Source organism: Mesorhizobium sp. NBSH29 (assembly GCF_015500055.1).
Classification (GTDB): Bacteria; Pseudomonadota; Alphaproteobacteria; order Rhizobiales; family Rhizobiaceae; genus Neomesorhizobium.
This window is the reverse complement of record NZ_CP045493.1, coordinates 36,981-55,891: the sequence shown is the minus strand read 5'-3', so window position 1 is coordinate 55,891 and position 18,911 is coordinate 36,981. Positions and strand designations below refer to the sequence as shown.

The 18,911-nt window shown below is 62.0% G+C and carries 11 protein-coding genes and 4 pseudogenes; 4 read left to right on the top strand and 11 right to left on the bottom strand.

Annotation, left to right across the window (positions count from 1 at the left end; genetic code table 11):
- Positions 1 to 18: 18 nt before the first annotated feature.
- The 3 genes and pseudogenes from GA830_RS18245 to GA830_RS18235 all read right to left on the bottom strand — a co-directional run.
- The gene (locus GA830_RS18245; RefSeq protein ID WP_195165091.1) at positions 19 to 963 is read right to left on the bottom strand and encodes a sensor domain-containing diguanylate cyclase; all 945 of its coding nucleotides are present in this window, start codon (positions 961 to 963) and stop codon (positions 19 to 21) included.
- Positions 964 to 1,111: 148 nt separating this feature from the next.
- Positions 1,112 to 1,291, bottom strand: a pseudogene (locus GA830_RS18240) (recombinase family protein); the annotation flags it as partial.
- A gap of 207 nt (positions 1,292 to 1,498) precedes the next feature.
- Positions 1,499 to 1,848, bottom strand: a pseudogene (locus GA830_RS18235) (IS256 family transposase); the annotation flags it as partial.
- A gap of 330 nt (positions 1,849 to 2,178) precedes the next feature.
- On the opposite strand from GA830_RS18235, the gene GA830_RS18230 reads away from it, so the two are divergent.
- The gene (locus tag GA830_RS18230) at positions 2,179 to 3,207 is read left to right on the top strand and encodes a chemotaxis protein CheB (protein ID WP_258045713.1); all 1,029 of its coding nucleotides are present in this window, start codon (positions 2,179 to 2,181) and stop codon (positions 3,205 to 3,207) included.
- A 43-nt stretch (positions 3,208 to 3,250) separates the two neighbouring features.
- Here the strand turns inward: GA830_RS18230 and GA830_RS18225 are convergent, their stop codons facing one another.
- Positions 3,251 to 3,625, bottom strand: coding sequence for a response regulator (locus tag GA830_RS18225; RefSeq protein WP_374939338.1), 375 nt, complete (start codon positions 3,623 to 3,625; stop codon positions 3,251 to 3,253).
- Complete coding sequence (locus tag GA830_RS18220) at positions 3,582 to 7,202, bottom strand: chemotaxis protein CheB (protein ID WP_195165088.1); 3,621 nt, start codon at positions 7,200 to 7,202, stop codon at positions 3,582 to 3,584. Before GA830_RS18220 ends, GA830_RS18225 begins: the two co-directional genes overlap by 44 nt.
- A 720-nt stretch (positions 7,203 to 7,922) precedes the next feature.
- On the opposite strand from GA830_RS18220, the gene GA830_RS18215 reads away from it, so the two are divergent.
- Positions 7,923 to 8,282: a response regulator gene (locus tag GA830_RS18215; RefSeq protein ID WP_195165087.1), complete on the top strand. Its 360-nt coding sequence runs from the start codon at positions 7,923 to 7,925 to the stop codon at positions 8,280 to 8,282.
- 92 nt (positions 8,283 to 8,374) lie between these two features.
- Here GA830_RS18215 and GA830_RS18210 read toward each other — a convergent pair whose 3' ends face one another.
- On the bottom strand, positions 8,375 to 9,385 hold the full coding sequence (locus tag GA830_RS18210; RefSeq protein WP_195165086.1) for a sensor histidine kinase: 1,011 nt from the start codon (positions 9,383 to 9,385) through the stop codon (positions 8,375 to 8,377).
- Between the two features lie 295 nt (positions 9,386 to 9,680).
- Positions 9,681 to 12,566, bottom strand: a complete 2,886-nt coding sequence (locus GA830_RS18205) for a Tn3 family transposase (protein ID WP_195165085.1) — start codon at positions 12,564 to 12,566, stop codon at positions 9,681 to 9,683.
- 125 nt (positions 12,567 to 12,691) lie between these two features.
- Between GA830_RS18205 and GA830_RS18200 the strand changes: the two are divergent.
- Both GA830_RS18200 and GA830_RS18195 read left to right on the top strand, forming a co-directional pair.
- Positions 12,692 to 13,322: pseudogene (locus tag GA830_RS18200) on the top strand (recombinase family protein).
- 183 nt (positions 13,323 to 13,505) lie between these two features.
- Positions 13,506 to 13,883 carry a hypothetical protein gene (locus GA830_RS18195; protein ID WP_195165084.1) on the top strand — a complete coding sequence of 126 codons (378 nt, stop codon included), beginning with the start codon at positions 13,506 to 13,508 and terminating at the stop codon, positions 13,881 to 13,883.
- Positions 13,884 to 13,990: 107 nt separating this feature from the next.
- On the opposite strand, the pseudogene GA830_RS20100 reads toward GA830_RS18195, so the two are convergent.
- From GA830_RS20100 to GA830_RS18180, 4 genes and pseudogenes are all read right to left on the bottom strand, one after another.
- A pseudogene (locus tag GA830_RS20100) lies at positions 13,991 to 14,127 on the bottom strand (DedA family protein); the annotation flags it as partial.
- 12 nt (positions 14,128 to 14,139) lie between these two features.
- Entirely contained in the window at positions 14,140 to 15,408 is a 1,269-nt protein-coding gene (locus tag GA830_RS18190) for a cytochrome c (protein WP_195165083.1), read from the bottom strand.
- A complete protein-coding gene (locus tag GA830_RS18185; RefSeq protein WP_195165082.1) occupies positions 15,405 to 15,947 on the bottom strand; it encodes a (2Fe-2S)-binding protein in 543 nt (180 codons plus the stop codon). The genes GA830_RS18190 and GA830_RS18185 overlap by 4 nt, the downstream gene beginning before the upstream one ends.
- Positions 15,944 to 18,757: a xanthine dehydrogenase family protein molybdopterin-binding subunit gene (locus GA830_RS18180; RefSeq protein WP_195165081.1), complete on the bottom strand. Its 2,814-nt coding sequence runs from the start codon at positions 18,755 to 18,757 to the stop codon at positions 15,944 to 15,946. Before GA830_RS18180 ends, GA830_RS18185 begins: the two co-directional genes overlap by 4 nt.
- Between the last annotated feature and the right edge of the window lie 154 nt (positions 18,758 to 18,911).

Sequence of the window (18,911 nt, the reverse complement as noted above, 5' to 3'; positions counted from 1 at the left end):
GGAATGGGCTCGGGATCATCAGGCGCTCAGCTTGCCCCCCTCGCGTTCCAGCACCGCAAAACTCTTGACGCAGTTCCTTCCAGAGTGCTTCGCTGCATAGAGAGCAGTGTCAGCGCGGGCGAGCGCCGCCTCGATATTCTGGTCGGCCGGTCGGAGCTGAGTCACCCCGAAGCTGGCTGTCAATTTGATGTGGTTCTGCCCATCACTTATGGGCATATGGGCGATCGCGCTGCGCAGTTTTTCGGCAACGCTGCATGCTCCCGCATCTTCCGTTCCCGGTAGCAGGATGACGAATTCTTCCCCGCCGTGGCGTGCGAATACGTCCATCTGACGTAGTAACCCGTTGCATATTCGGGTCATACACCGAAGGGCTTCGTCGCCCAAGGCATGACCGTAAGTATCGTTTACTGACTTGAAGTGGTCCACATCCAGCATGATAACGGAAGTCGAACCGCTAAAGCGACGCACCCGCTCCAGTTCAAGGTTTGCTGTCTGCTGAAAGAACCGTCGATTTGGCAACCCTGTCAGCGGATCGGTCGCCGCCAGGCGGGCCAGTTCTAGCTCCACGAGCTTTCGGTCGGTGATATTCAGGTGGGAAATTACGGCGCCCCCTTGCTCTGCCTTGAGCGGCGTCACCCGGCCCAAAAACCATCGGTTCTGCGTCGGGGAATGACAGGGATATTCCATCTGAAAAAGCGCGGTCTTCCCAGTGAGGACAGCCCGGACCCCGATCGCAAAAGGTTCGCCCTCCTCGGAACCAGGACCAGTGGCGCTTCGGCAAATCCTCAGGTAGTGGGTGCCGATATCGGATTGCACAGGCGCGGTTGCATTTTCCCGTTTGAAATTCAGCCAGGCGTGGTTGACGGCGATAATGACACCTTCCCGATCTACGACGCAGAGATGCGATGCGAGCGCGTCTATGACGGCGGCCGCGAAGCCCTTCGATTCGAGTATCGGTGTCACAATCTTATCCTCGACGGCTCACTGTCCCTGTGTTTTCATATCGTGAAAAGGCGATGGCCCTGCCGACGATACACTCGACCATGTGGCCAACCTGTGAATACCACATTAACGCGCTTGTTAGGCAGGCTGTTCGCATAGCCGGGGAACACTGGTAGCCGAGCGATACGGTGCCGCCCATCCAGATACGTTTGCGCTTCGATGCAGCAATCTTGTCGCGAATGCGCTCTGTCGTGACCTCGCGTTCGAACTGGGCAAACGACAGGAGGACATTGAGGGTCAGCCGTCCCATCGAGGTCGTGGTGGTGAACTGCTGCGTCGGCGCGCAAAATTAGCGGTTTGTCCCGTTAGCTTATCTGTGAGGAATAGAAGCTGCTCATTTGACGATAAAGCCGCGGCCAGCGTGCCAGCGGCCCCCAAATGGGGGTTGGGTGGGAGGTCATGAGATTGGCCTAGTGGGCCAAAAGCTCGTGAAGCGAACCATCACTTCGGCATGAGCCGCAACCAAAATGCTTAGATTTGCCGACAGTTATCGTGCGCGTTGATAGGCGCGCAGGACCTTGCTCTTCCATTCCACCGTCTTGCCATCGCCAGCCTCAAGGCGCGCCCGCGGCACCGCAATCTCGGTCATGCCGAGTGACCCCGTCAGCCGGCGCGTCCGGCTGCCGTGGCGGTGACCTGCAATGCTGGCGCTGTCATCGCCCTGTTCGGCTTTGGTCGGCCGTCGGCCATAACGGGGCCGGCAAGCACCTCGTCCAACTCTGTCTCTCGCAACGTCTCGATGAAGCCGCGCACCCGCTCGCGCAGGCCTGCTTCGATCGGGTCGAACCAGTCGTCAAAAAGATAGGGGGCGTTTTCAGCTCCCGACTTTGCTGAACCGGACTTCATGATATCGTTCTTCATGGCGTGGTCTCCTGTCCGGCGCTTCAACGCCGGATGATGCGAGGTCGAACACCCCGGAGACTACGCCAACTTCAATTCCAACCACTCCCGCGACGGCACCGTCACTACTGTCGCCGTGCGCCATCGGATGGAGCCGCGTTTGGTCGAAAGAAAGACGAAATCGAAGATGATCGTTGCCTGGGTAGCGGGGGGTGGCAGTCTTGGGCTAATTCTCATAGCGCTCTTGCTCTATGCGGCCGTGCGCTGTCCTCTCGAACTTTTCCAGGTCGAATGCGTTGACCTTTAATTCCGATCCGGCCAGCCCCGAAGGCTCTCATGGCATCTTCCTCAATCATCGTCATCGGCGCATCCGCAGGCGGAGTAGGTGCGTTGCGCTTTCTCGCCGCTGCGCTGCCGAATACGTTTCCCGCCCCTGTTTTGGTGGTGCTGCATATCGGCGCCCATCGAAGCGAATTGCCGGAACTTTTGAATTCCGCCGGCCCGCTTCCCGCAAAACATGCCGAAGATGGCGAAACGATCCATCCTGGCCGCATCTATGTGGCTCCGCCGGATCGCCATATGATCGTCGCCGACGGGCGGCTGCGCCTGTTGCGTGGTCCCAAGGAAAACTGCGCGCGGCCGGCCATCGACCCGCTGTTCCGCAGCGCGGCGGAGCACTATGGCACCGACGCGCTGGGCGTGATCCTGACTGGCAATCTGAACGACGGCACGCTCGGCCTGCTTGAAATCAAGCGGCGCGGCGGCATCGCGATTGCCCAGGCTCCCGACGACGCCGCTTATCCGGACATGCCGAGAAGCGCGGCCGCGCACGTCGCGCTCGATTACTGCCCGCCGCTCGCGGAAATGCCCAAATTGCTGATAGAACTGGTCAACGGAAAGGACGGAAAGGATCCAGCCATGCCGATATCCTCTTCTCAACCGGATTCCGGGCAAAGTCCCGAGTTGACCGACGCCAGAACATTCGAGCGGCCTTTGACGGTCACCTGCCCCGAATGTGGCGGCGCGCTGAAAAAATTCGAGGTCGGTTCAATCATCAAATTCGGCTGTCACATCGGGCATAGTTATACCGCCGAGATCATGGCGGGGGCGCAGTTCGAGGAAATGGAAAAAGTCATGCGCGCCGCGGTGCGGTTCCTCAACGAGCGGGCCGAATTCTGCCTTCAGATGGCCGATCACACCCGGTCCGCGGAACACGCCCTCTCCGCCGACTGGCACGCGGCGAGCAGGCAGGCGCTGGATCGTGCCTACAAGCTCCGAGACCTCGTAGAGCAGAACTGGCTGACGCCGGAGAGCGTAAGACGCGTCGCGTCGGCATCCAATGGTTCGGCCCCACTCGCGGAATAGGCCGCCGACCGCTTCCCCTTTCGAAATTCAGCCAGATACAGCATTATACCGGCGGGCGATCCGCGAAAACCCGCGCGATGGTTCGTTGCAGATCTTCTTGTGCGTATGGTTTGCGCAATGCCGGTTCGTCGCGATATCCGTCGGGAAAACCCTCGGCCCCGTATCCGCTTGCAAACGCAAACGGAATGCTGCGCTGCCGCAGTATGTCGGCTACTGGAAAGGACTTCGTGCCGGCGACATTGATATCCAGAATCGCAAAGTCGATGTCGCTTTCGCGAGCAAGCGTCATGGCTTCGTCGATACGCGTGGCTTGACCGACCACTTCATGCCCGAGGTCGGTCAGCAAATCCTCCAGATACATCGCGAGCAGGACTTCATCCTCGACGATCAGCACCCGCTTCGGTGTCTGGTCGGTCAACCTGTTTCGTCCTTTCCCCCTCTGGCATCGGCGCATCGATGGTGCAAACGACACCGGACGTCTCGTAGGCAACGCTCACCTTGCCGCCCAGTTCCGTAGCCAGCACCCGCTGGACCAGGCGGGTGCCGAAACCCTTGCGCGTCGGCGCGGTGACAGGCGGCCCGCCTCGCTCGGTCCAGCGCAAGTATAGCCGCCGATCCTCGTCCTGACCGTCGAGGCGCCAGGCGATATCGACTTGGCCTTCCCCGGTCGAGAGCGCGCCGTATTTCGCGGCGTTCGTGGCTAATTCATGGATGGCCATGGCAATGGAGAGCGCCGGGCCTGGCGCGAGCCGCAGGCTGGGACCGTCGATCCGGAAGCGGTTCGATCCCCCGGCAAGCGGCTCCAATGTGTCCGAGACGACATCGACCAGATCCGCGCCTGCCCAGTTTTCGCGGGTCAGCAGGTCGTGCGCCTTGCCCAGCGCGACAAGCCGCGACCCGAAGGCGGCGCGGGCTTCGTCTATCGAAGCAGCGCTGCCCAGCGTCTGCGATGCGATCGCCTGCACCGTCGCCATGACATTCTTGATGCGATGATTGAGTTCGCCAACCAGGATTTCGCGATGCTCCTCGAAACGCTTGCGCTCGGTGATGTCCTCGATGGCAAGCAGGATCAGGGCGTCACGGCCTCCTTCTTGTGGCAACTTGCTCGCAGTGAGCAGCATCGATCGTAGTCCGGTCAGATGGAAATCCTGCTCGATTTCGAAGTTGTGGATATCCTCGTCCGCCGAAATAACTCTATCCAGAAGGGGCCGCAGAGGCGGGTTATTCCACTCGCCGGTTCCAAGTTCAAAGATAATATGCCCTTTGGGTTCTTCGTCAAAAACAGCGAATAGTTCGCGGAAAGCCTTGTTGGCGGTTTGGACACGCAAATTCTTGTCCAGAACGATCAGGGGATGCTGAACCGTCCGCACTATGGTTTCGGAATAGACGCGAGCATCGTTGATCGCATCGGCGGAGCGTTTTCGGTCAGTGATGTCGCTAAACGTGACGACGACGCCTGCGATCCGGTTGTCCTGCGTGCGATAGGGAAGCACGCGGCGAACATACCAGCGGCCCGCATCGGTGGGCACTTCGGCCTCGATGGCGGTAAGCTTTTTCAGCACCGTCTCGGCGTCCCGCAGCAGATTCTCGTCGGCGAATTTGCGGGCGAAATGAGCGATCGGGCGGCCGATGTCGGACGGGACGAAATCGAACAAATCCTTCATCGCCGGGGCGAACCATGTAATGCGGAAACCGGTATCCAGAAACAGGGTCGCCGTCTCCGATCCGGCCAGCAGATTGTCGAGGTGGTTGGTGGTGTTTTCAAGCTCTCCGATCTTGTGCTGAAGCTGACTGTTGACGGTGTTCAGTTCCTCGTTGAACGATTGCAGTTCCTCCTTCGAGGTCTCCAGTTCCTCGTTGGTGGATTGAAGCTCCTCGTTCATGGAGGTGGCTTCCTCGTTCGAGGCCTTCAACTCCTCATTGGTAGTTTCCTGATATTCGATGGTGTTCTGCAGTTCGGCGCGGGTCGCCTTCAATTCGTCGACAAGCGCGCGTTCGGAGGACGACCCCTCTCCAGCGTCGTCGCGAACAGCGGCCGAGGCGGGGTCGGACTGCGCCAATGCCGGCGCGAAGCTGACAAGAATAAAGCCGCTGCCTTGCGACGAGGCGGGCAGTGGCGCAACCGTCATGGCGACGGATCGGCCCGTCTCCCTGATCCGGGCGTTGACGGTCACGCTTCGGTTTTCTTTCGAAGCTTCGCGAATCGCGGCGCGCAGCCTGGCGGCCATTCCGTCGCGCGCCATGGTCAGAAGATCCCTGGTCGGCTCGCCCGCCGGGTGTTCCAGATAGTCCCTGGTTGTGCCGTGGAAATAGAGAACGCGGCCCTTCTGGTCGATCAGCACCGAGGCCGGAGCGTAGCGCTCCAGGAGCGCGCGCCGCGCCAGTTCGGAGGCCGGTGCGATCGCCTCGGCAGACAGCGACGGTTTGTCTCTCGTTCGGGGTTCAGCGGGGCCGCGCGGCGGCGGATAGTCAACGAGGTCGTGCCGGGTCGGCCCGAGCCTTCGGTATATCCGCCATTTCTTCGACACCGTCTCGAACAGGTCTTCGTGCCGTCCGATCGTCTCGGCACTGCCGAGAAACAGATGCCCGCCTGGGAGCAGCGCGAAATGACAGAGCGCGATAATCCGTTGCTGCGCGTCAGATTCAAGATAGATGAGGACATTACGGCACGACACCAGGTCGAGTCGCGAAAACGGCGGATCGCGCAGCAGGTTCTGCGGCGCGAACACAACCATTTCGCGAAGCTCCTTGCTGACTTGGAAGGACCCGTCGAGCTTTTCGAAAAAGCGCTTGAGACGGGTCGATGGAAAGCCCGCCACGGCGGCGGCTGGATAAATGCCATCGCGCGCCTTGCGCAGATTACCTTCCTGGGCGTCGGTCGCGAATACCTTTAGTTCGAACCGCTTTTCGGCCGCCTCGGCAAGTTCGGTGACCAGCATGGCGACGGAATAGGCTTCCTCGCCCGTGGAGCAGGCCGGCGCCCAGACGCGGATCGAAGCGCCTGTCTCGCGCTCGGCCACCATCGGCGCAATTACCAGTTCGGCAAGCGTCTTCCATGCGTCGGTGTCGCGGAAAAATCCCGAGACGCTTATCATGAGGTCCCTGATCAGCGTGGCGGCTTCATCCGGACTGGCGCGCAATTCGTCGATATATGCGTCTAGCGTTTCGATGTTTCTCAGGCCAAGACGCCGGTGAACGCGCCGCCCGAGCGTCGCTTGCTTGTAGCCGCGAAAATCGTGTCCGCCGCGCGCGCGCAACAGATCCAGAACATGATCGAGCGTCGCCTGGCCACCCGGCGAGGCGATCTCGGCATCGACGGGCGCCGAAATGTAATCGTGGCGGATGTAGGCCAGCAGGATCTCCGGCATCTTTTCCGGCGCGAGGATGTGATCGGCCATGCCCGCCGAAATCGCGCTTCTCGGCATGCCGTCGAATTTGGCGGTCTCGGGCGCCTGCACGAGGCTCATGCCACCCTCCGCCCGGATCTCCTTCAGCCCCTCGGTGCCATTGCTCCCCGTGCCGGACAGCACGATGGCGATCGCCCGTTCACGCTGGTCCTTAGCGAGCGAGGAAAACAGAACGTCGACGGGATGACCGTGGCCGCGCGGCGCGACCGGCTTGGCCATGTGCAGCGCGCCTTCGCGAACCGTCAGGTCGGAATCGGGCGCGATCACATAGACGTGGTCGGGCGCAAGCCGCATGCCGTCCTTGACTTGAACGACCGGCATGGCCGTGCGGGCGCCCAGGACGCGCGCCAACTCGCTTTCGCGCTTCGGATCGAGATGCAGCACGACCACGAAGGCGCAGCCGCAGTCTGTCGGCATGGCGTCGAAGAAAAGGCCCAGCGCCTCGATGCCGCCGGCCGACGCGCCGATGCCGATAACCGGAATTGCCGCTGTTTCGGCCACGCGGCCCGATGCCTCTCGCGCGTCGTTCGTTTTCGCCTTGGGCTTGCGCCACGGGCGATTGCCTTCGCCGTTCGATTCCCCGGTCATGGACGCCTCACCCGCACAATCTGCTGGACACCACCGTGGTCCCCGACGCCACCGTCGGCCACGCGACAATGCCCGGCGGGCTGCCGGGTTGACTGTTACACGCGCGCGCGCGTCCCGCAAGGGACAGGCCGGCGTCAGCCTTCGGTCGTTCCGTCGCGTCGCAGGCGACTCTCGCGGCTGGTCCGGCGCGATGGAAGGTCACAAATCATTCGAGCCGGCGCCCAGAGCGCTTCTTGGCTCTACTGGCTGACGGAGCGCCGGTAACACTGAAAGGACTGGGCGCGGTGATGTGGAGCGCCCAGCGCGGAGGCGCTGGCTCGGTCAAGTGGGCGGCAATCTTATCCCTGACGACGGGCCCACCTCGTCGTCAGGGAACGCCGCAGCTTTGTTCAACGGCTGCGCGCCAGGAAACATCGCTTCTGAATTCTGTGCCAGACAGACGGCTAATTGCCGCTACGCCGTGAACGCCATCTCCGTGAAATCGCCCATGCGCCCATGTCGCCAACCTGTAAAGACCACCTTAACGCCGCTTGTCAGGCATGCGATCGTTCGCGGTGTCGGGATCTTGGGCGTCGTCTCTCCCAGGGCGGTTCACCACCCGGAGCGACGCGCTTGTGTCTATTTTTTTGCCACAAACGCCTGTGTCGACTAATGTTTATGGAGCCATTGGTGCACGCGCGCGTTGTGGGCAGCTCGGTCGGAGAAGGTGGAAGGGGTGGGATGTCGTCCAAGATCAATATACTGGTGGTTGAAGACGAATTTCTGATCCGTATGGACCTTGTCGATTACCTGTCGGTCGAAGGGTTCGAGGTGTTCGAGGCCGCCCACGCAGATGAGGCCATTGCCATCCTGGAAGCAAATGACCAGATCCAGGTGATGTTTACGGACGTCGACATGCCCGGCAGCATGGACGGCCTCAAACTTTCCGCGGCAGTGCGCGACCGCTGGCCGCCGGTCAGGATAGTGGTTACGTCTGGCCACCGCGCGGTTGCGCTGACGGACCTTCCCGAAGGCAGCCCGTTCTACGCCAAGCCGTATGACCACGCCGCGATAGCCGCATCGTTGCGCGACCTTCTCTAAAGCTAGCGGCATCACGTATCAGCATTCCCGTCTTGCGACTCGGCTTGGAGCCGAGGCTTTTGCGCCTCCTGCCCAGCCGACGCCGAGAGCTGTCATTGAGCGATGCGGTCGGGATTTACTTTCAGCGTGACCACGAGCCCGTCTTTCGCCCAGTCATAGGCAATCGAGCCGCGCAGATGCCCCGTGACGCTTCGCTCCAACAGCTTGCTTCCATAGCCTCGCGCAACCGTGGGCTCCTCAACAGACGGCCCTCCACTTTCGGTCCACATGATCGTGACGGCTTCGCCATGGGCCGAGCATGAGACATCCAGCGTGCCAGTTTCGACGGACAAGGCGCCATACTTGAGAGAGTTGGTCGCCAGTTCATGGATTATAAGCGCAAGGATCGTGGTCGACGATTCGCCGACACTCATCCTTGGCACAGACACCCGAATCCGCCCGCTGAATGCGCCGAGATCGTCATAGGGCGCGAGCAGGACGGTGAGCAGGTCGCCGAGCAGCGCCGATGCGGCCTCGGTCTGGCCGGGCACCGGCCGCACAAGATCATGCGCGCGCCCCAGGGCCGTCAAACGCTGTGTCAGTTCGCGGGCCATATCGTTGGTCGTGGATGTCGAGCGCGAGGTGATGGCGGTAAGGCCGGAGGCAATGCTCAGCAGGTTCTTGACGCGATGGCTCATCTCGCCCGCCAGAAGCTCGCGGCCCTCCTCCGCCTGCTTGCGACCGGTCACGTCGATGAAGATGCCGAACATGATCCGCCGGACCATGCCGGCGTCATCGCCCTGACCGCGGGCGGAGATCCATTTGAGTTCGTCGCCGATCATGATGCGGAAGTCGATTTCGTAAGGTCCGACGATCGCACGCGTGGCGTTGAACGCGGCTCGCACGCGGTCGCGGTCGGCAGGGTGGATATGGGCGGACAGGTCTTCAAATTTGACCTCTGTACTGCGCGGTATGCCCCACAGATCATAGGCGCCGTCATCCATGGCAAGGGCGTCCGTGTCCACGTTCCACGACCACAGGGTGACCCCTGCGGCTTCGATCGCACGAACCAGGTTCTTCGGTTCCCAAAGAAGCGGCTTTAGTTGTTCTGCCGTGATGGCCATGGATCCTCGAGGGCGCTACAATGAAAGACGGAAGAACTTGGGTTTATGGCAGAGTGCGACGGGTGCGTGCAATCTGGACTTATTCAAGGTCCGAATAGAAATCGCAGATCAGATGGGCGACCTTGATCGCCTCAAAATCCGTCATGTGCGCGGCCGTCTCCACCGCCGTCGCCTCCATCTCGTCCTGATCGACCGCCAGCAGATCGAGGATTCGGGCAAACTTGATCTTGAGTTCCTTGTCGCCCTCGAATTCGTCGATGGTGGGGTCGTTTGCGGGAGGGGGCGAAATCCTACGCTAAGGTTTTGGCCAACGATATTCTCCGGTGAGATTGATGCGCTCCCATCCGAGGGGCGAGACATGAGCCAGCAGATCGAGCGGCAGTTGTTTTCCTTCGCGGTTCTGACTGGCGACGACGTCGCCAAGCTTCATGGTGTTCCAGAAGATGATGATCGCGGCGAGCAAGTTCATGCCGGCGATCCGGTAATGCTGGCCTTCGGCGGAGCGGTCGCGGATTTCGCCACGGCGATGGAAGCTGATGGCTCGCTTCAGCGCGTGATGGGCCTCGCCCTTGTTGAGCCCGATCTGGGCGCGGCGTTGCAGATCGGCATCCAGAATCCAGTCGATCATGAACAATGTGCGCTCGACGCGGCCGACCTCGCGCAAAGCCGTGGCAAGTTCGTTCTGCCGCGGATAGGAGGCGAGTTTCCGCAGGATCTGGCTGGGCGCGACGCTTCCTGCAGCTATGGTGGCAGCGATCCGCAGGATGTCAGGCCAGTTACGCTCGATCATGGCCTGGTTGATTTTCCCGCCAATCAGGGGTCGCAAGTGTGCCGGCGCAGCCGATGGATTGAACGCATAGAGCCGCTTGGAGGGGATATCCCGGATTCGAGGAGCGAACCGATAGCCGAGAATGGCACACACGGCAAAGACGTGATCGGTGAAGCCGCCCGTGTCGGCGAACTGCTCGCGGATGTTGCGGCCGGCATCGTTCATGAGCAGGCCGTCGAGAATATAGGGCGCTTCACTCGCCGTTGCAGGAATCACCTGGGTCGCGAATGGCGCATATTGGTCTGAGACGTGGGTGTAAGCCTTCAGCCCCGGGGTATTGCCGTACTTCGCATTGACCAGGTTCATGGCTTCGCCTTGCTCTGTCGCGGCGAAGAACTGACCGTCGCTTGATGCTGAGATGCCCATCCCCCAGAATTGGGCCATGGGTAACGCAGCCTGCGCCTCGACCACCATGGCCAACGCCCGGTCATAGGCTTCGCCTTCGGTATACCACCTGGCAATGCGGATCAATTCCCAGAAGGTGTGGGTGTTGGTCGCGTCAGCCATCTTGCGCAGGCCGAGATTGATCCCCTCCGCGAGAATGACATTCATCAGGCCGATCCGGTCGGCGCAGGGCGCTCCCGTGCGCAAATGAGTGAAGGCTTCGCAGAAGTCGGTCGCAGCATCCACTTCCAATAAGAGGTCGGTGATGCGTGTGGGCGGAATCTCTTTATATAGATTGAGAACCAGATCCTCGGCACCATCCGGCGCGGCGGCTTCGAGCTTGTCGATATGCAGAATGCCGTTTTCGATCGACCCGCCGGGAATCGTGCCTGCGCGCGCGGCGCGGCCAAGTTCGCGCAACCGCATGTCGAGGCGCTCTTGCCGGTCGGCCAGCCATTCCTCTGGCCGCAATGGCACTGCGAGACGGCCGCTTTCGGCTACTGCCTGCGCAGGAACGAGAGCGTGTTTCAGATCAGCATAGCGCCGCGAACGTGCAAGCCACATATCCCCGGAACGGAGCGCGTCACGCAGATGGAACAGCACAGCAATTTCCCAAAGACGAGTATCGCCAGCCGCCTGGGCGCGAAGATGGCGATGCCATTTCGAGGTCGGCCGCAAAAAGTCCGAACGTGCCGGAACCCTCGCGCCACCGCGGAGCGTTATCACCGCCTCGATGAGCGGCGCGGCAACTGGCGCTGCCCGAAGATCGAGCAAGCGCAACATACGCGGAGCATAGCGGCGGAAGCGATGATAGCCATTGAGCACGTGGTTGAGAGGATCGCCCGACATGGTCACGGTCAGACTGATCGCCGTGGCAACAAGGGTTTTGAAGCCGTCCCAACCCGAGCCGCTCGCGATGACGTCGTCCAGCGGCTGGCCGTCATCCTGTGCATCGACCAAGGCTCCACCGATTTCGGCGAAGGATTTCAAAGTGGCGCGCACCGCAGTAGCTTCGTCCGTGACCTTCGCTTGGCAAATGCGCTCCGAGGCACGATAGAGCCTGCCGACGATCCGATCATGGGTTTCGACCACGGAATCGGCAAGCATCGCCTGCCATTCAGATGCACAAACGGCCAGTATAGCAAGACGCCTGTCCTCCGAGAGATCACGCATGCCGTCGGCATAATAACGCTCGCCCTGCCTGCGCAGCCTTGTCACCCGATGGGCAGGAACACTGGCCAGCAGATCCTCTGGAAGATCGAGACGTTGAAGGTATTCCAGCCGGTCGAGAAGGCGGTTGGCCGATGAAGAGTTCGAGCCAGGCTCGAACTGCCTCAACCAGACGAACCGGGTCACCCGATCGTCAACCGTCTCTTCGAGCAATTTCAGCAACTGCTCCCGGATCGAGAAAGACAGGCGGTTGGCAACTCTTGTCTCGATCCGCCGCTCAGAATCGACCAGAGCCGTGGCGCAAAGCCGCTCGATCGTGGATGTCGCGGGAAGAACCGTGCGGGTGCGACGGCACTCGACCACAAAGCGACGGGCAATGTCCTCGTTCGACATCGCCATCTCAGCTTCCAAGAACAGCCAGTCTTTCAGCTCACCCGCGCCGCGGCCAGAGAAGGTGCGGTATCCATAGAGTGCCCGCAGGTCGGAAAGATGCTCGTGGCGCGTCTCCTCCCGCGCCGCGTAGTCAACGAGATCGTCGGCGTGCAGGCCAAGCTGCGCGCCGATAAACTCGACCACCTCCGCCGGTATCAGTTCGCCCGGGGTCAGAACCCGTCCTGGATAGCGCAGTGCGCATAATTGCAGGGCGAAGCCGAACCTGTTGTGCGGGCGTCGGCGCTGCGTGATATGCTCAAGGTCTTCATCGCTCAGCGTATAGTGCTTCAGCAGATCCGGCTGCGAAGTCGGCAGGCGCAATAGCGCGTCCTTCTGCCGATCGGTTAAAGTGACGCGACGCGGCATTTATGTTCCTTTTTCAAAACCAGATAGCGTTCAAGATGCTTTGTTTATGATGCTGGTTGAGATACATTTCTAGTGAACAAAACACCCGTGGCCGGCGCGCCGCCTCAAACCACCGTTTAAGGAACATGCTGATCGGATACGCCCGCATCTCCAAAGCCGATGGTTCGCAGTCTCTCGACCTGCAGCACGACGCTCTGCGCGTCGCCGGCGTCGAGCAGGACAATATCTATGAAGATCGCGCCTCAGGAAGCCGCGATGATCGCCCCGGTTTGGCGGCCTGTCTCAAATCCTTGCGCGACGGTGATGTGCTGATGATCTGGAAACTCGATCGCCTCGGGCGGTCGCTTTCCCACCTGGTCAATACGGTGAAGGATCTGTCCGACCGTAAGATCGGCCTGCGGGTGCTGACTGGAAAAGGCGCGGAGATCGACACCACGACCGCATCCGGCCGAATGATCTTCGGCATCTTCGCCACCTTGGCCGAATTCGAACGGGATCTGATCCGTGAGCGCACCATGGCCGGACTCGCGGCTGCCAGAGCGCGCGGCCGTAAAGGCGGTCGAAAGTTTGCCCTCACCAAGGCGCAAGTGCGCCTCGCGCAAGCCGCAATGACGCAATGACGCAATGACGCAACGGGACACTTCCGTTTCCGATCTGTGCAAGGAACTCGGGATCGAGCGCGTCACCCTTTACCGATATGTCGGCCCAAAGGGCGAACTCAGAGATTATGGGAAGCGTGTCCTCGGCTTAGCGTAGGATTTAGCCCCCTCCCGCAAACGACCCCATCATGGCCAGCTTTGCCGCTGCGCGCCTGGCAGCCGGCCGCACCGACAGCGTGCGCCGCGTGAGTTTCGACAATGGCGCCATCCTATACCACTATGCTGTGGTGCAGCTCCTGTTCGGTCTCCTCCTCATCCATGGATTCCCGAGGGTCGCCCTATGACGTCGCTTGACAAGGAAGAACGTCGCCTCGCATCCACCGTTGGCACGCTGATCTTCATCGCGTTTGGGCTTCTGTTGTGGGCCGCGCAGTTTCTGGTGGCTTACGGAGTCAACACCTTGGCTTGCAAGGTCTGGCAGTCGCAATGGTGGTCCGGCGCCGCGATCAGCACGGCAACGATCGTCGCGCTTGCGGTGATGGCAGCTTACATCATGCATACGGAGCGCGCCGCGGCGCTGTTCGGTCTTCCACTTGTGACTGCACGTCGTGAGGGATTGCTGACGACCGGTCGCATTGTCGCGCTCCTTGCGACTCTCGCGATCCTATGGACCGGGATCAGCATGGCTTTCATCGACGCCTGTGTCCAAGGACGCTAATTTCGCATTGCGCTGAAACGCAAGCACCCGCAGGGCATCGAAGCAACGCCAAAGCGAATGCGGCGTCAAAGCAGTTGCCGTAGGTTTCGTGGCGGGAAAAGTGCCGAAGAAGCCCCGGCGTTGTAGCCCGCAGCTGGCATCACCAGTTCCGAGGGGATCGGCGGAAATATATTCTCCAGCAGCGTCAGGAAGGCGATGCCGAACACCCCTTGGCCTCGATCGCGCTGCTGATCCAATCTAACATCGAGTCCTCCGGTCAAAGCCGCTCGTTGAGCAGTCGCACCACGTCGCTTTCGGTCACGCCACCCGGCAGGCCGCCCCAGCGCTGGCGCATGTAGTTGACGAGGGCCGCCATCTCGGCCGCACTCATCCGGTCGCCATAGGCGGGCATCGCCTGCATCCGTGCCTCGCCCGGAAAGGCGTGGGCAGGGATGCCCTCGGCGATGATACGCAAAAGGTTGCCGGGATCGTGCAGCATCGCGGTCGTGTTGCTGTCGAGCGGCGGCGAGGCGTGTGGCTTCCCCTCGCCGTCCACGCCATGGCACCCGGCACAAAGGCCGAGATACTGCTTTGCGCCGTCTTGAGGCAGGTCGGCGGCGGCGACGATAGGCGCTGTCGTTGGAGCGCCATCCATCAGGTAGGTGGCGATCGCCCGCAAGTCCCCGTCCGGCATATGCTGCGTCGAATGATGAACCACCGGCCACATCGTCAGCGCCGCGGTGCCCTGCGTCGACATCCCGGTCTTCAGGAAACCGGCCAGATCGGCCTCGGTCCAGCCGCGGCGGGCCAAATCGGCCGCAGTGATATCAGGCGCCAACGCTCCCTCGAGCACTTCGCCCTGAAGGTGCCGGTCGGTCTTTGCGAAGGCGAGGTTGCGCGGCGTGTGGCACTCGCCGCAGTGCCCCAGCACATCGACAAGGTAACGGCCGCGCGCCCAGGCATCGGACTTGCCTTCGACAGGGGGCAGGCTGCGATCCTCGGGCAGGAAGGCCATGTTCCAAAAGGTGATTGCGGGCCGGATGTTGAACGGAAACGGCAGTTCTGGGGCACGGTTCGGCGTCTCGACCGCCGGCACGCTCATCAGATAGAGCCAGAGCGCATCGACATCAGCTCGGCCCACGCGGTGATACGAGGCATAGGGCATCGCAGGATAAAGGTTCGCGCCATCGGCACGCACCCCCCAGACCATCGCCTGCCAGAGGTTATCCGCCGTCCAACGCCCGATGCCGTGCTCGAGTGATGGGGTGATGTTGGTGCCGTAGATCGTGCCCATTGGCAGATGCATCGCATAGCCGCCGGCATAATCCAGTCCGTCCTGCGACTGGTGGCAGGCAACGCAGTCGCCCGCTCGCGCAACGGCGCGACCCCGTTCCAGAAGCGCCGCATGCTGGTCGGCGTCGAGTCTAGTGAAATCGACCGTCGCAGGCTCGACGGGGCCGGGACCGGCGTTCTGCCACCAGAGCCCCCCTACCGCGACCAGAGCGACCACAAGCAGGAATGCGGACCAGCCGACGAGCCGCCTCATGCCCCATCCTCCGTCAGTGTCAGGCCGGGGGTCTCAAGGATCAGATCGCGCGTGGCGCCAAGGTAGCGGACATATCCGGTGCAGCGGCATATATTGCCGTTCAGCGCCTCCAGCACGGTCGCCTCTACATCGGCGCGGGCAATGGGCGCGCGGGCAAGGCGTTCAACCAACGCCGTTGCCTCGTTCACGAAGCCGGGCGTGCAATAGCTGCACTGGAACGAGAAGTGGTCGAGGAACGCCTGCTGGACCGGGGAGAGTTGCGCGATCTGGCCCTGCGCGTCGCGCGTCGCATGGCCTTCGACGGTGCGCACGCTGCGCCCGTCGAACCAGATCGCACCCGTGACGCAGGCTGCCATGGTGCGCGCGCCATCGGCCATGTCCACAAGTACCGCGCAGGCGCGGCAGACCCCCTGGCCGCAACCGTAACGCGTGCCGGTCAGGTTCAGATACTCGTTCAGAAATTCGAGCATCATCAGATCCTCGGGCACGTCGATCGGGCCCACGGAATTGCCGTTCACGGTCATGCTGATCTCGGTCATGCCAGTGCCCGCCGGATTGTCTCGGCCTTCAGGGGGAAGGCGTAGAAGCGCACGCCCGTCGCGTTGTGAACCGCATTGGCGATTGCGGCGACGACAGGGATCATCACCACCTCGGCCATACCCTTGGGAGGATCTGTCGACGACAGCGGCGGCAGTACATGGCCGGTCTGCGACCAGACCGCGACATCGGACGCGCGGGGCAACCGGTAACGGTTGAAATTCCAGGTACCGTTGCCGGGACCATCCTCATAAAGCGGCAGTTCTTCGAACAGTGCGTGGCCAATGCCCATCGCGATGCCACCCTGAAGCTGGCCCGAAACAAGTTCAGGGACGATCTGAGTGCCGCACTCAAGCCACGAGCGGTGCGAGATCAGACTTACCTCGCCCGACCCCGGCGCAACCGAAAGCTCGACCATCGTAGCGCAGGGCGCGTAATAGACGACCGAGGCATTGTTGCGCTGCACCGGGGGATAATTGACGGAAGTGCGCTGAACGAAATGATATCCGCCGTCCGTCATCAATGCCTTCCGCCCGTGCGGCGCGCCCTCGCCCCACTTGATGGCCATCGCGTCGATGGGGCATTCGAGGGTCGCGCCATCAAGGCTGAACTGCGCTTCTGCCCAAGCCCAGCGGTTGAAGGTGTGCACCGCGACGCCGGTGATATCGCCCCGGGCGTGGGCGCGCCCGGCAAGCCGTTCCAGCGAAAGGGGTTCGAGCCCGCGGGCCACAAGATGGCCGTCGCGCCATTCAGCGTCAGCCAGACGCACTACCAGCGGCCGTGCCTGCCCGCCACCGATGCCCTCGGTCCAGATCGACAGAGCGGCATTCCAGAGGCCCAATTCGAATAGCAGCCGCGCCGCCTCGCGCGTGGTATGCCCCATGTAATAGGCCGAGTTCGAGGCCGAGCGCGGCGAGGTGATGCGCGGAACCCAGCGCGGATTCTGCGACCGGCGATCTTCTTCTTCCTGGCTCATCGTATACGGCTCATCGGTGGAGGTGAGCGGCAGGCTGGGCCATTCCACCGCCGCGAAATCCACCGTGTCTGCCGGGCGGCCGAGATGCTCGGCCGGAATCAGCATCTGCGCCGTGGTCGAGCCGCAGCCGATCTCAGAGGTGACGTGGCGCATGTGCAGCTTGCCCTTCGGCGAAAGTTCGATCTGCACCATCGCAGCCTCGGCGCCCGTGCCGTAATCCTTGTGCACGCAGGCGAAGCCCACGCCGTAGCGCAATCCGGGATGCGCCGCTTCCCATTCCGCCTTGCGGTCGGCCCGTCCGGTCCAGAGCGGATCTTGCGCGGCAAGTGCCAGGATTTCGTCGGCGCGCAGGGCGCCGCCGGGTACCGCGCCTTGCGTGTTCTTCCAGCCGGTATGAATCACGTTGCGGCGGCGCAGGTCGATGGCGTCAAGGCCCATATCATCAGCGATCTCGTCGACCAGCATTTCGGTCGTGGCCATGGATTGCAGCGTGCCGTAGCCACGCATCGATCCCGCCGTTACCGCGCGCGACGCATCAACGCGTACCGCCAGATCGCTTTTCGGGAAGTAATAGACCGATTGCAGCGCCGAGGCTGCCACAGTGCCTACAGAGGGCGAGAAGTTCATGACCCCCCCGCCATCGCCGACCAGATCGGCGGCGAGCGACTGAAACGTGCCGGTGGCTTCATCTACTGCAATCGTCGTTTCGATGTCGAACGAATGGCGCTTTAGCGCGGCCTGAAAATGCTCGTAACGGTCGAGCGCAAGACGAACGGGGCGCCCGTCGCCGTAAAGCGCCGCGACCGCGACGTAGTAGGGATGGACGTGATGCTCCTTCTGGCCATAGCCGACCGTGTAGCCGGGGTAGAACTTCAGATCGTTGAAACCGAACCGTGCGGCCTTTGCCATCTGGGCAATATGCTGGGCGTTGGTGACCGGCGACTGCGATCCGGTCACGACATGCAGGGTACCGTTGGCCGCATCGAACCAAGCGTTTCCGTTGTCGGGTTCGAGTGCTGCTGGATCGACCGATTGCGAATGAAATTTGCGTTTCCAGACCCGCCAACGCGTCGGCGGGTTAGCAAGCTCGTCGCGCAGCGTCCGTGCATGGTTCAGCGCCCGGCCGCCCGCATCGCCTTGCGCATCGCCGACCGGCCATTGCACCTCGCCAGACGACAAGTCTGCAAACACCAATGTGTCCTTCAACGGCGAGAACACGTCGGGCGCCTCGGGCCGCTCGCCGCCGATCCGCACGAAGCGAGCGGCACCATAGGGCGCGCGTTGGGGCGGCGTGGCAGCCGCGCCATAGCGCACAGCATCCTGGTTAAACCGCAAGCGTGCCTTCGCCGCACGAAAGCGCCCGTAGTCGTGCCAAATCAGGATGGCAAGCGGCTGACCGAGGTAGGTGGCACCTTCGCCCCTCTTCAGCAGCAGTCGGCCGTAGAAATCAGCATCGACCATCTGAACGCCATCGCGTTCCAGTTCATCGTCGGTCACCAGTATGTCGGGCGCCAGCGCGCCAAGCGGCTCGACCGTCACGCCGTCGAAAACCGCATCGGTGCGGGCCGCTCGCAGGATCAGCGCGTGGGATTGCGCCTTGGGCCAACCCTTCATGTCGCGCGCGCGAATATCGATGGCAAAAACCTTGTCGCCCGTCACCTTCTGGATTCCGTCGCGCCGGAAGCGCACACGGCCGCCCTCAATCCAGTTTGGAGGCTGCCCGACAGTGCCGGTCTGAAGGTCCGCCAGCCCCGAGCGCAGCGGCAATATGCTGATGGCAGCGCCAGCTGCCGCCGTGGTCAGGAAACCGCGTCGGGTCATATGGGCGGGGGGCATGAATTCTCCTGCAGGTTCTGCGCGTAGACGGGAGTCACAGCTCAACGTGACACGTCGGCATGAGGTTCCGTGAAGCCGCGACAAAGGCCGGCCTGGCCTCGGGGACCCGCCCCGGGGCCAGCTTTGTGGGCCGCCACCCACAGGACGCAAAACT